Here is a 12,276-nt window from a genome sequence, read left to right as displayed (position 1 = left end):
ACCCGGAGAACAGCGGCCCCCGCGGGGCTGTTCCCGGGGCTGCTGCCAGGAGGCCGTGCGAAGCTGGCCGTCATGTTCGTCCTGCGCTCCGCGGCCCTCTTCGTCCTCGCCGCCCTCCTGGAGATCGGCGGCGCCTGGCTCGTCTGGCAGGGCGTGCGCGAGCACAAGGGCTGGCTCTGGGCGGCCGGCGGCGTCCTGGCGCTCGGCGCCTACGGCTTCGTCGCGACGTTCCAGCCCGACGCCCACTTCGGCCGCGTCCTGGCCGCCTACGGCGGGATCTTCGTCGCAGGTTCGATCCTGTGGGGCGTGGTCGCGGACGGCTACCGTCCGGACCGCTGGGACATCACGGGCGCGCTGGTCTGCCTCGCGGGCATGGCGGTCATCATGTACGCCCCGCGAGGACACTGACCCGACCCCTCGGGCGGCTCAGAACGGCTCGTCCGGCATCAGCCCCAGCTGCCCGAGGAAGTCCATCTCGTCGAAGTACAGCCGGTAGTCGACGATCCGCCCGTCCTTCACGGTGGCGATGTCCACCCCGCGGATGCGGACCTCCTTCTGCGTCGGCGCCAGCGTCTCCCCGTTGGGCAGCTCCAGCGGCCCGGTGTTCCGCCCGCTGAAGATCCCCTCGTCGATGGCCGTGTCACCGGCCTCGTAGGAGTGCAGCACCTCGAACGTCGCCTCGGGGACCGCCTCGGTCATCGCCCGCCAGTACTCGACGATCGCGTCGCGCCCACGCAGCTCCCCCTCGTCGGGGGTGAAGGCGACCGCGTCCTCGGCGTAGAGCTCGCCGAACACCTTCGGATCGGCGTGCGTGGTGACCGCGTCCGTGAGCCGGTCCATGACCTCACGTGCCTCGCCCATGATCCACCTCCGGGAGACAGGGGATCACCCAGCCCCATTCTCCCACCGCGGCGCCCGCCTATCCTGACCGGAGCGCCTGCGCGCCGATCACCCGCAACCACGCCCGAGGAGCTCCCATGGCCCCCGCCGCCCCGCCCGCAGCCTCCCGTATCGCCGTCGTCACGGGTGCGAGCAGCGGCATCGGCGCCGCCACGGCCCGGCAGCTCGCCGCGGCGGGTTACCGCGTCGTCCTGACCGCGCGCCGCAAGGACCGCATCGAGGCCCTGGCCGAGGAGATCACCAGGGCCGGGCACCAGGCCACGGCGTACCCCCTGGACGTCACGGACCGCGCCGCTGTCGACGAGTTCGCCACCGCCTTCAAGACGATCGGCGTGCTGGTCAACAACGCGGGCGGCGCGCTGGGCGCCGACCCGGTCGCCACCGGCGACCCGGACGACTGGCGCCGGATGTACGAGACGAACGTCCTGGGCACCCTCAACCTCACCCAGGCCCTGCTGCCGAAGCTGATCGCGAGCGGCGACGGCACGGTCGTGGTCGTCTCCTCCACCGCCGGCCACGGCACCTACGAGGGCGGCGGTGGCTATGTCGCCGCCAAGCACGGCGCCCATGTCCTGGCCGAGACCCTGCGCCTGGAGATCGTCGGACAGCCGGTCCGCGTCATCGAGATCGCCCCCGGAATGGTCAAGACGGACGAGTTCGCCCTGACCCGCTTCGGCGGCGACAGGGAGAAGGCGGAGAAGGTCTACCAGGGCGTCGCCGAGCCCCTCACCGCCGACGATGTCGCCGAGACGATCACGTGGGCGGTCACCCGCCCCGCCCACGTCAACGTCGACCTCCTGGTCCTCCGCCCCCGCGCCCAGGCGTCGAACACGAAGGTGCACCGGGAGTCCTAGGTCAGTCAGCCCTTCACGCAGACGACCTGCTTGATCTGCGCCACGACCTCCACCAGGTCCCGCTGCTGATCGATGACCTGCTCGATCGGCTTGTAGGCGCCGGGGATCTCGTCGACGACACCGGAGTCCTTACGGCACTCCACACCCTGGGTCTGCTGCTCCAGGTCCCTCGTGGTGAACCGGCGCTTGGCCGCGGTGCGGCTCATGCGCCGGCCCGCGCCGTGCGAGGCCGAGTTGAAGGACTTGGCGTTGCCGAGGCCCTTCACGATGTACGAACCCGTGCCCATGGAGCCGGGGATGATCCCGTACTCGCCGGAGCCGGCCCGGATCGCGCCCTTGCGGGTCACGAGCAGGTCCATCCCGTCGTAGCGCTCCTCGGCCACGTAGTTGTGGTGCGCGCTGATCTCCGGCTCGAAGGTGGGCTTGGCCTTCTTGAACTCCTTGCGGATCACGTCCTTCAGGAGCGCCATCATGATCGAGCGGTTGTGCTTCGCGTACTCCTGCGCCCAGAACAGGTCGTTGCGGTAGGCCGCCATCTGCGGGGTGTCCGCGACGAAGACGGCGAGGTCGCGGTCGACCAGGCCCTGGTTGTGCGGCAGCCCCCGGGCCACGCCGATGTGGTGCTCGGCCAGCTCCTTGCCGATGTTGCGGGACCCGGAGTGCAGCATCAGCCAGACGGCACCCGTCGTGTCCGTGCACACCTCGACGAAGTGGTTGCCCCCGCCGAGCGTCCCCATCTGCTTGGCGGCCCGCTCCGCGCGGAACCTGACCGCCTCCGCCACCCCGTCGAACCGCGCCCAGAAGTCGTCCCACCCGGCGGTGGCCAGCCCGTGGAACCGCCCCGGGTCGACCGGGTCGTCGTGCATCCCCCGGCCCACCGGGATCGCCTGCTCGATCTTCGACCGCAGCCGGGACAGATCGCCGGGCAGGTCGTTCGCCGTCAGGGACGTCTTCACCGCCGACATCCCGCAGCCGATGTCGACGCCCACCGCCGCCGGGCACACCGCGTCCTTCATCGCGATGACCGAGCCGACCGTGGCGCCCTTGCCGTAGTGGACGTCGGGCATGACGGCCAGGCCCTTGATCCACGGCAGGGTGGCGACGTTGCGGAGCTGCTGGAGCGCCGCCTCCTCGACCGAGGCCGGGTCGGTCCACATCCGGATCGGCACCTTCGCACCCGGCATTTCTACATATGACATAACGCCCTCGATCCCCCGTAAACGAACAGAAGCCTTCAACAGCAAATACCGGAGCCAAAGTCGACGAAAGGGAAATCGGACCGGCGTCCACGGCAGCGCGTGCGATAGACATTGTGTTCATCGCCCGCCCTGGGGCGGCAAGCCAATATCCGTGTCGAGAGGGGCCACCACGTGCAACGGAAGGCGTACGCACCCGGTATCGCCGTGCTCCTCGCGGCGGTACTGGCCGGCTGCACCGGCGGCTCGGCCGACGACGGCTCGACGGACGACGCCAACCCGGGCGACACCGGCACGGCGTCCCCCGCCGCCGAACCCGGCCGCTACCGCACGCTTCCCGAGCCCTGCTCCGCGGTCGGCGAGAGCACCCTCGACGAACTCCTCCCCGGCATCCGGACCATCCGCGACGTGGAGCAGCGCGAGAGGGCCTACGAGGGCGAGCCGACGAGCACGTTCGACACCGACCGCAAGGTCGGCTGCCGCTGGAAGGTGGACTCCCCGCAGGCCACCGACCATCTGCTGATCGACTTCGAACGGGTCGTCTCCTACGACAACTCCGTCAGTGACGACAGCCAGGCCCAGCGGCTGTTCGCGGAGCAGGAGGCCTCGGCGCACCTGCCCGAGCCGACCGCCACCGGGACGGCACCCACCCCCGGCACCCCGTCGGGCGGTTCGGCCGCGTCCCCGAACGGCTCGGCCTCCCCCTCCGGTTCGTCCTCGCCGTCGGCGTCCCCCTCCGTCGCCCCGACCGAGCTCCAGCCCCGGGTGCTGGAGGACCTCGGCGACGAGGCCTTCCTCGACGACGCCCTGAGCAGTTCGGGTTCGACGGCCGAGCAGCGCACGGTGACTGTGGCGTTCCGCACGTCCAACGTCATCGTGACCATCGAGTACGCGGAGCAGCCTGCGACCGTCGGTGTCGTCCCGGACAGCAAGGAAATGCAGGACAGGGCGCAGAAACTGGCCTCCCGACTGGCGGACGCGCTGAGCGACTGAGGCCCTTTCACGGCCCCTTCACGGGCGGCCGCGAAGCACGCGAAGGAAGAACACACCGTGGCCTCACCGCGTACCGTGACCACTCGGACCCGTTCCGACCGCAGGGAACCACGAGCGTCATGAGTGAAGGAACCATGCAGCGACGAGTAGAGCGAGACCAGCGAGCGAAGCGCCTCCACCGCGCCCTTGTCTGCGCGGCCGCCGTCCCCGTGATGCTGGTCGCCGCCGGCTGCTCCTCGGACTCCGGCTCCGGCGACAGCACGGACAAGGCCGGCAAGACCGCGCCGTCGGCGTCCGCGAGCCCGTCGCCGACCGTGCAGGCGGCGGCGTACGGCAAGCTTCCGGAGCCGTGCAAGGTGGTGTCGAAGAAGACGCTGAAGGACCTCGTGCCGGAGAGCAAGTCCGGCAAGGAGGGCAAGTCGGACGACATCTCCACGCGGGTCAGCTGCTCCTGGAACAGCCTCGACAACAACGGCGTCAAGGGCTCGCAGTTCCGCTGGATGAACGTGTCGATGCTGCGCTTCGAGTCGGACGTCAACCGGGGCCCGGCCGACAAGCAGGCCCAGGAGTACTTCGAGAAGCAGGTCCAGGAGGCCCAGGCCGTCCAGGACGCGAAGAGCGTCAAGACGGAGCCGGTGACCGGCACGGGCGACCAGGCGACGGCCGTGCACTACGACCTGAAGAAGAAGGAAGGCACCTTCAAGCAGCAGACGATCGTGGCGCGTGTCGAGAACGTCGTCGTCACGCTCGACTACAACGGCGCGGGCCTGGCCGGTGACAAGACGCCGAACGGTGACGACCTGCTGAAGGACGCGAAGAAGGCCGCCAAGGAGGCGGTGGAGGCGGTGTCGGCCGCGAACGGCAAGGGCGGCGGCACGGCGGACGGCACCCCGTCGAAGTCGCCCTCGAAGTCGCCTTCCAAGTCGGCCTCCAAGTCGCCCTCCAAGCAGGCTTCGGACGAGCCTTCGAAGGACGCCTCGGCCTCGCCGTCGAAGAAGCCCGTGGCGAAGAGCTGACAAGCCCCGACGGGAACCGGCCACCCGTCCCCCGCACATGTGTGCCACCCTGTTGCGCGCAACAACACGCAAGGGGAGGGGAGTACGGGTGGCCGCGCCACTGCAGCTGACTCGGATGCACCGCGTTCTCATCGGCGTGGTCGTGGCCGGTGCCGTGATCATCGCCGGAATCGGCTTCGCCGGTTCGTACGCGGCCGTCCGCGAGTTGGCCCTGAAGAAGGGCTTCGGGAACTTCGCCTACGTCTTCCCGATCGGCATCGACGCGGGCATCTGCGTCCTGCTGGCCCTGGATCTGCTCCTCACCTGGATCAGGATCCCGTTCCCCCTCCTGCGTCAGACGGCCTGGCTGCTGACGGCGGCGACGATCGCCTTCAACGGCGCCGCCGCGTGGCCGGATCCGCTCGGTGTGGGCATGCACGCGGTGATCCCGGTGCTGTTCGTGGTCTCGGTCGAGGCGGCCCGGCACGCGATCGGCCGTATCGCCGACATCACCGCCGACAAGCACATGGAAGGCGTCCGCCTCACCCGCTGGCTCCTCTCCCCCGTCCCCACGTTCCTCCTGTGGCGCCGGATGAAGCTCTGGGAGCTGCGCTCCTACGAGCAGGTGATCAAGCTGGAGCAGGAGCGTCTGGTCTACCAGGCGCGGCTGCGGTCCCGGTTCGGCCGGGCGTGGCGCAGGAAGGCGCCGGTGGAGTCCCTGATGCCGCTGCGGCTGGCGCGCTACGGGGTGCCGCTGGCGAAGACGGCCCCGGCGGGGCTGGCGGCGGCGGGCATCGAACCGGCGCTGCTTCCCCCGGCACCGCAGCAGGACGACGGGGCCCAGGACAGCCGGGCCACCGCTCCGGAGCCCGTTGCGCAGCGGGCGGCGCCGTCCGCCGGGCAGCGGCCGCAGCTGGAGGGCGACCCCGGCACCGGGCGGCCGGAGAGTGTCCCGGAGCCCGAGCAGAGCCCGTGGTTCAACACGCCGCGCGACGTCGAGTACCAGGGCGGCTACGACCCGGACTACGACCCCGACGAGCAGTACGCCCAGTGGATCGCGGAGCAGCAGGAGGCCGAGCAGTACCAGGCCCAGTTCGAACAGGAGCCCTCCCCGGAGGACACCGGCGGCTTCCCCATCCCCGTGGGCCCGGGGCGCACCCGCGAGCTGGGCGACGGCGGCGGCCCGCCGGAGCCGTCCGAGGAGGACTACTACCAGGTCTTCCGCGAGTCGACCAAGGGCGGCAACGGAGCGCCGACCCCGCGCGGGTTCATCTCCGACGTCGAGGCCACGTACGGCATCGCGCTGGACGAGGCCGAGGTGAAGCGGATGATGAAACGCTTCTCCAACCGCCTCAACGCGGAGCTGACGGACGAGCACATCGCATGACGAAGGGGCCCTGACATCAGGGCCCCTTCGCTCACCGCGGCGGCTACCGGCCGAGCAGCGCGCGCACCCGGTCCTGACCCACCGCCAGCAGCAGCGTGGGCAGCCGCGGCCCGGTGTCCCGGCCCACCAGCAGGTGGTACAGCAGCGCGAAGAAGGACCGCTGGGCGGTCTTGATCTCCGGCGGCAGCTCCTTCGGCGTGGCGTCGGCGGAGAAGCCGGCCTGCACCTTCGGCACGCCGTAGACCAGGTGCGTCAGCCCGTCGAGCGACCAGTGCTCGGCCAGCCCGTCGAGCAGCAGCCGCAGCGACTCGCGGCCCTGCTCGTCGAGCGACTTCAGCAGCTCGGCGTCCGGCTCGTCGCGCACGATGGTGCGCTGGTCGGCCGGGACGTGGGTGTTGATCCAGGCCTCGGCCTTGTCGTAGCGCGGGCGGGCCTCCTCCAGCGAGGTCAGCGGCTGCTCCGGGTCCAGCTCGCTGAGGATGCGCAGCGCCTGGTCCTCGTGCCCGGCGGTGATGTCCGCGACGGACGCAAGCGTCCGGTACGGCAGCGGCCGGGGCGTACGCGGCAGCTCACCGGCGGCCGTACCCACCGCACGCGCGTGCGCGGCCACGTCGGCCGGCAGGGCACTGCCGTCGGCGACCTTGGCGTCCAGGCGGTCCCACTCGTCGTAGAGCCGCTGGATCTCCTGGTCGAAGGCGACCTTGAAGGACTGGTTGGGCCTGCGGCGGGCGTACAGCCAGCGCAGCAGCTGCGGCTCCATGATCTTCAGGGCGTCGGCCGGGGTGGGCACACCGCCCTTGGAGGACGACATCTTCGCCATGCCGGAGATGCCGACGAAGGCGTACATGGGGCCGATCGGCTGCTTGCCACCGAAGATCCCCACGATCTGCCCGCCGACCTGGAACGACGATCCGGGCGAGGAGTGGTCGACGCCGGAGGGCTCGAAGACGACGCCCTCGTACGCCCACCGCATCGGCCAGTCGACCTTCCAGACCAGCTTGCCGCGGTTGAACTCGCTGAGCCGGACCGTCTCCGAGAAGCCGCACGCCGTGCAGGCGTAGGTCAGCTCGGTGGAGTCGTCGTCGTAGGAGGTGACGGTGGTGAGGTCCTTCTCGCAGTTGCCGCAGTACGGCTTGTACGGGAAGTAGCCGGCGGAGCCGGAGCTGCCGTCGTCCTCGGCGGCGGCGCCGGAGCCCTCGGCGGCCTCCAGCTCGGCCTCGTCGACCGGCTTCTGCCCCTGCTGCTTCTTGGCCGGGGCCTTCTTCGTGCGGTACTGGTCGAGGATCGCGTCGATGTCGCCGCGGTGCCGCATGGCGTGCAGGATCTGCTCGCGGTACACACCGGAGGTGTACTGCTCGGTCTGGCTGATCCCGTCGAACTCCACGCCCAGCTCGGCCAGCGACTCGATCATCGCGGCCTTGAAGTGCTCGGCCCAGTTCGCGTACGAGGAGCCCTTGGGCGCGGGCACCGACGTCAGCGGCTTGCCGATGTGCTCGGCCCACTCCGCCTTGTCGACACCGGGGATGCCCTCGGGCACCTTGCGGTACCGGTCGTAGTCGTCCCAGGAGATCAGGTGGCGCACCTGGTGGCCCCGGCGGCGGATCTCGTCGGCGACGAGGTGCGGGGTCATGACCTCGCGCAGGTTCCCCAGGTGGATGGGGCCGGACGGCGACAGGCCGGACGCGACGACGACGGGTTTGCCCGGGGCCCGGCGCTCCGACTCCTCGATGACCTCATCCGCGAAACGGGAGACCCAGTCGGTGGTCTCGGTGCTCTGAGCCACGATCGGCACGTCCTTCTTTCTGCATCGGGCAGCCGGTACGGTCGCACGGCTGACCGCATCATTGTCCCAGACCCCTCCGCGGCCGGAAAACGGCTTTACCTCGCATGGGATACTGGGCCTGTCTATCGATTCCCTCGAGGAGAACGGCACCCTTACCTATGGCCTCGGTCACGTCCCTCAGCGACTCCGTCCACCAGCGCCTCGCGGCGGCCCTGTCGGCGGCCGTGCCGCAGGCCGGCTCCGCGGACCCGCTGCTGCGACGAAGCGACCGGGCCGACTTCCAGGCCAACGGGATCCTGGCCCTGGCGAAGAAGGAGAAGGCCAACCCGCGCGAGCTGGCCACCGAGGTCGTCTCGCGGGTCGAGTCGGGTGAGCTGATCAAGGACGTCGAGGTCTCCGGCCCCGGCTTCCTGAACATCACCGTCACCGACCGCGCCATCACCGGGAACCTCGCCGCGCGCTACGCCGACGACACCGGCCGCCTCGGCGTGCCGCGCGCGGAGCGGCCGGGCACCACGGTCATCGACTACGCCCAGCCGAACGTGGCGAAGGAGATGCACGTCGGCCACCTGCGGTCCGCGGTGATCGGCGACTCGGTGGTGCAGCTGCTGGAGTTCACCGGCGAGAACGTGGTCAGGCGTCACCACATCGGCGACTGGGGCACCCAGTTCGGCATGCTCATCCAGTACCTGGAGGAGCACCCGCACGAGCTGGACCACAAGGCCGAGGAGGTCTCCGGCGAGGAGGCGATGTCGAACCTCGACCGTCTCTACAAGGCCTCGCGGGCGCTGTTCGACTCCGACGAGGAGTTCAAGACGCGTGCCCGGCGCCGGGTGGTGGACCTCCAGGCGGGCGACCCGCGGACCCTCGCCATGTGGCAGAAGTTCGTCGACGAGTCGAAGATCTACTTCTTCTCCGTCTTCGAGAAGCTGGACATGGAGATCCGGGACGCCGACATCGTCGGCGAGTCCGGCTACAACGACATGCTCGCGGAGACCTGCCGCCTGCTGGAGGAGTCGGGCGTCGCGGTCCGCTCCGAGGGCGCGCTGTGCGTCTTCTTCGACGACATCAAGGGCCCGGACGGCAAGCCGGTCCCGCTGATCGTGCAGAAGTCGGACGGCGGTTACGGCTACGCGGCCACCGACCTCTCGGCGATCCGCGACCGCGTCTTCCACCTCAAGGCGAACACGCTCCTCTACGTGGTGGACGCCCGCCAGTCGCTCCACTTCAAGATGGTCTTCGAGACGGCCCGCCGCGCCGGCTGGCTGAACGACGACGTCGAGGCGGTCCAGCTCGCCTTCGGCACGGTCCTCGGCAAGGACGGCAAGCCCTTCAAGACCCGTGAGGGCGAGACGGTCCGCCTGGTCGACCTGCTCGACGAAGCGATCGACCGTGCCTCGGCGGTCGTCCGCGAGAAGGCCCAGGACCTGTCCGAGGAGGAGATCGCCGAGCGGGGCGCCCAGGTGGGCGTCGGCGCGGTGAAGTACGCGGACCTGTCGACGTCGGCCAACCGCGACTACAAGTTCGACCTGGACCAGATGGTCTCGCTCAACGGCGACACCTCCGTCTACCTCCAGTACGCCTACGCCCGTATCCAGTCGATCCTGCGCAAGGCCGGCGCCTCCCGCCCCGTCGCCCACCCCGAGCTGGAGCTGCACGAGGCGGAGCGCGCGCTGGGCCTGCACGCGGACTCGTTCGCGGCGACGGTGGCGGAGGCGGCGGCGGAGCACGCCCCGCACAAGCTGGCGGCGTACCTGTACCAGCTGGCGTCGCTCTACACGACGTTCTACGACAAGTGCCCGGTGCTGAAGGCCGAGACGCCGCAGCAGATCGAGAACCGCCTGTTCCTCTGCGACGTCACGGCCCGCACCCTCCAGCGGGGCATGGCCCTGCTGGGCATCCGGACGCCCGAGCGGCTCTGAGACCCGGGCCCCGTACAGGCCGAGGGCGGCACTCCCCCGTGGAGTGCCGCCCTCGGGCGTGGTGAGGGCCGTCGTCAGCGGGGCGGGTCGCCTGGCAGCAGTGCCATTCCGTCGGGTGCGCTGATCCCGAACTCCTCCTCCAGCAGCCGCCGCACCTCCCTCTCACCGGTCAGCTCCCGCTCGGTGACGGTTCCGTCGGCTCGCGTCCTGGTCAGGAGCGGCCCGTCGAGCAGCAGATGGCGGTCGGCGCTGACGTGCTGGACGTAGAGGCGCCGGGTGAACGGCGAGCGGGGGTTGGTGCCCACGTGCCAGTTGATGACGTCGTAGTCGGGTGCCTCGAAGGGCTCCAGGGTGAAGGCGTACTGCGCGATCCAGGCGTTCTTGCCCTGGTCGTGGGCCTCCAGCACCCACATCCGCAGCGGGCCGTGGTGTGGCGCGTGCACCAGCCGGTGCCGCCGCCCGGCCCCCTCGAACTCGGTGTCCGCCACCAGCGGCACCGGCTGAAGCAGCGCCCCGACCGCCCCGAAGCCGACGTCCGCGAGATACGGCCGGGGTTCGCCGGGGACCTCGACCAGCAGTGCCATGTGGGTGCGCGGCCGGCTCGCGATGCTGTCGGCGCCGAGGACGACCCGGGCGGCCAGCCGCGTCACCCGGAAGCCCAGCGTCTCCAGGGTGTGGGCGAACAGGGTGTTGTGCTCGTAGCAGTAGCCGCCGCGTCTGCTGTGCACCAGCTTGGCCATGAGGTCGGCGAGAGCGAGGGAGGGGGCTGTACGGCGCAGCGCGTCCAGGTTCTCGAACGGGATGGCCCGCATGTGCGCCAGGGTGCACACCGCGCAGGGTCGCCGGGACGGCCCGGCGCTCTCCCTCCCATCCGATCCGCCGGAGGTACGCCTCGAGGTCGAAGTGCGTCGAGTCGGACATGGCGTCACCGTAACCGCGGCCCGTCCGCCCGGTCCGCGGTCCGCGGCATGAGCCGCCACTCGGTCTTTCGCCCTAGGACGTCCGGCCGCGCAGCCCCGTCCCCAGCCTCCGCAGCCCCTCCCCGATCTCCTCCGGGGTCTGCGTCACGAAGCACAGGCGCAGGGTGGTGCGGTCGGGCGGGCCGGCGTAGAAGGGCGCGCCGGGGACGTAGGCGACGTCCCGGCGGACGACCTGCTCCAGCAGGGCGGTCGTGTCGTACGGCTCGGGCAGGCGCGCCCAGAGGAACATGCCGCCCTCGGGCCGGTTCCAGACCGACCCCTCGGGCAGCGCCCCGGCCAGTCCGGCGAGCATCGCGTCGCGGCGTTCGCGGTACACACCGGCGACGCGGGCGACGTGGGCGTCGAGGTCGTGGTCGGCGAGGTAGCGGGCCGCGGCGAGCTGGTTGACGGTCGGGGTGTGCAGGTCGGCGGCCTGTTTGGCGACGGCACAGGCGCGCCGCAGCCGCCCGGGCGCCCGCAGCCAGCCCAGCCGCAGCCCGGGCGCCATGACCTTGGAGAAGCTGCCGAGCAGCACCGTCCGGTCCTCGGCGCCCGGGTGGGCGGCGATCCACGGCACGCGCTCGCCGTCGTAGCGCAGTTCGCCGTAAGGGTCGTCCTCGACGATCCACAGTCCGCGCCGGGCGGCGACGGCGGCCACGGCGGCGCGCCGTGCGGCGGGCAGCGTCCGGCCGGTCGGGTTCTGGAAGGTGGGCACGGTGTAGAGCAGCTTGGGCCGCTCGCGCACGACGAGGTCCTCCAGCGCCTCGGGGTCGACGCCGTGCTCGTCGCCGGGCACGGCCACGATCCGGGCCCCGGCGAAGCCGAACGCCTGGAGTGCAGCCAGATAGCAGGGGTCCTCGACGAGGACGGTGTCCCCGGGTTCGAGGAGCGCGGTGGCCAGGAGTGAGAGGGCCTGCTGGGAGCCGGTGGTGACGAGCAGGTCGTCGGGGCCGGTCGGCAGGCCGCGCGCGGTGGTGCGGGCGGCCAGTGCCTCCCGCAGCGCGGGTTCGCCCTCGGTCGTGGAGTACTGCAACGCCCGCGCGGGCGCCTCGGCGAGCACCGCCTCGAACGCGGCGGCGATGCCCTGGGCGTCGAACAGCTCCGGGGCCGGGAGCCCGCCCGCGAAGTTGATCACCTCGGGGCGGGCGGTGACGGCGAGGATGTCCCGTACGGGGGAGCCGCCGACGGCCCGCGCCCGCGCGGCCAGGGGCGGCACGGCGGAGTGGGTGGGCAGGGACTCGGCGACGCTCATGACACGGCTCCTCGGGCTGCGGTGACGCCTGCTGC

Annotated in this window: 10 protein-coding genes and 1 pseudogene; 6 read left to right on the top strand and 5 right to left on the bottom strand. The window is 71.1% G+C overall.

Annotated elements, in window-relative coordinates; all coding sequences use genetic code 11:
• Positions 1 to 72 precede the first annotated feature (72 nt).
• On the top strand, positions 73 to 408 hold the full coding sequence (locus tag AC0665_RS00165; protein ID WP_468414687.1) for a YnfA family protein: 336 nt from the start codon (positions 73 to 75) through the stop codon (positions 406 to 408).
• Between the two features lie 18 nt (positions 409 to 426).
• Here the strand turns inward: AC0665_RS00165 and AC0665_RS00160 are convergent, their stop codons facing one another.
• Positions 427 to 861 (bottom strand): ester cyclase, encoded by a 435-nt coding sequence (locus AC0665_RS00160; protein WP_468414685.1) that lies wholly within the window; start codon positions 859 to 861, stop codon positions 427 to 429.
• Positions 862 to 977: 116 nt separating this feature from the next.
• Here AC0665_RS00160 and AC0665_RS00155 point away from each other — a divergent pair, with 116 nt between their 5' ends.
• A complete protein-coding gene (locus AC0665_RS00155) occupies positions 978 to 1,754 on the top strand; it encodes an SDR family NAD(P)-dependent oxidoreductase (RefSeq protein ID WP_478507535.1) in 777 nt (258 codons plus the stop codon).
• Between the two features lie 5 nt (positions 1,755 to 1,759).
• Here AC0665_RS00155 and AC0665_RS00150 read toward each other — a convergent pair whose 3' ends face one another.
• Positions 1,760 to 2,953 carry an RtcB family protein gene (locus tag AC0665_RS00150; RefSeq protein WP_478704141.1) on the bottom strand — a complete coding sequence of 398 codons (1,194 nt, stop codon included), beginning with the start codon at positions 2,951 to 2,953 and terminating at the stop codon, positions 1,760 to 1,762.
• A 171-nt stretch (positions 2,954 to 3,124) separates the two neighbouring features.
• Between AC0665_RS00150 and AC0665_RS00145 the strand changes: the two genes are divergently transcribed.
• The 3 genes from AC0665_RS00145 to AC0665_RS00135 all read left to right on the top strand — a co-directional run bounded on the left by AC0665_RS00145 (position 3,125) and on the right by AC0665_RS00135 (position 6,325).
• A complete protein-coding gene (locus tag AC0665_RS00145; RefSeq protein ID WP_468414681.1) occupies positions 3,125 to 3,943 on the top strand; it encodes a DUF3558 domain-containing protein in 819 nt (272 codons plus the stop codon).
• A gap of 134 nt (positions 3,944 to 4,077) precedes the next feature.
• The gene (locus tag AC0665_RS00140) at positions 4,078 to 4,959 is read left to right on the top strand and encodes a DUF3558 family protein (protein ID WP_478704140.1); all 882 of its coding nucleotides are present in this window, start codon (positions 4,078 to 4,080) and stop codon (positions 4,957 to 4,959) included.
• Between the two features lie 88 nt (positions 4,960 to 5,047).
• Complete coding sequence (locus AC0665_RS00135) at positions 5,048 to 6,325, top strand: DUF2637 domain-containing protein (protein WP_468635212.1); 1,278 nt, start codon at positions 5,048 to 5,050, stop codon at positions 6,323 to 6,325.
• A gap of 43 nt (positions 6,326 to 6,368) precedes the next feature.
• On the opposite strand, the gene lysS is transcribed toward AC0665_RS00135, so the two are convergent.
• Positions 6,369 to 8,117 carry a lysine--tRNA ligase gene (gene lysS, locus AC0665_RS00130; protein ID WP_478704139.1) on the bottom strand — a complete coding sequence of 583 codons (1,749 nt, stop codon included), beginning with the start codon at positions 8,115 to 8,117 and terminating at the stop codon, positions 6,369 to 6,371.
• Between the two features lie 149 nt (positions 8,118 to 8,266).
• Here lysS and argS point away from each other — a divergent pair, with 149 nt between their 5' ends.
• Positions 8,267 to 10,030 (top strand): arginine--tRNA ligase, encoded by a 1,764-nt coding sequence (gene argS, locus AC0665_RS00125; RefSeq protein ID WP_478611303.1) that lies wholly within the window; start codon positions 8,267 to 8,269, stop codon positions 10,028 to 10,030.
• Positions 10,031 to 10,104: 74 nt separating this feature from the next.
• On the opposite strand, the pseudogene AC0665_RS00120 reads toward argS, so the two are convergent.
• Positions 10,105 to 10,951 (bottom strand): annotated as a pseudogene (locus AC0665_RS00120) (arylamine N-acetyltransferase family protein).
• A gap of 72 nt (positions 10,952 to 11,023) precedes the next feature.
• Positions 11,024 to 12,241: an aminotransferase-like domain-containing protein gene (locus tag AC0665_RS00115; protein WP_478704138.1), complete on the bottom strand. Its 1,218-nt coding sequence runs from the start codon at positions 12,239 to 12,241 to the stop codon at positions 11,024 to 11,026.
• Between the last annotated feature and the right edge of the window lie 35 nt (positions 12,242 to 12,276).

It is taken from the genome of Streptomyces sp. NPDC043685 (genome assembly GCF_056436585.1).
The sequence above is the reverse complement of the archived record's forward strand: the minus strand, read 5'-3'. Positions and strand labels throughout refer to the sequence as shown.

Coding starts and splice junctions, on each gene's coding strand:
- AC0665_RS00155 (WP_478507535.1), top strand. CDS start 978: ATGGCCCCCGCCGCCCCGCCCGCAGCCTCCCGTATCGCCGTCGTCACG.
- AC0665_RS00140 (WP_478704140.1), top strand. CDS start 4,078: ATGCAGCGACGAGTAGAGCGAGACCAGCGAGCGAAGCGCCTCCACCGC.
- AC0665_RS00165 (WP_468414687.1), top strand. CDS start 73: ATGTTCGTCCTGCGCTCCGCGGCCCTCTTCGTCCTCGCCGCCCTCCTG.
- AC0665_RS00115 (WP_478704138.1), bottom strand. CDS start 12,241: ATGAGCGTCGCCGAGTCCCTGCCCACCCACTCCGCCGTGCCGCCCCTG.
- AC0665_RS00160 (WP_468414685.1), bottom strand. CDS start 861: ATGGGCGAGGCACGTGAGGTCATGGACCGGCTCACGGACGCGGTCACC.
- argS (WP_478611303.1), top strand. CDS start 8,267: ATGGCCTCGGTCACGTCCCTCAGCGACTCCGTCCACCAGCGCCTCGCG.
- AC0665_RS00150 (WP_478704141.1), bottom strand. CDS start 2,953: ATGTCATATGTAGAAATGCCGGGTGCGAAGGTGCCGATCCGGATGTGG.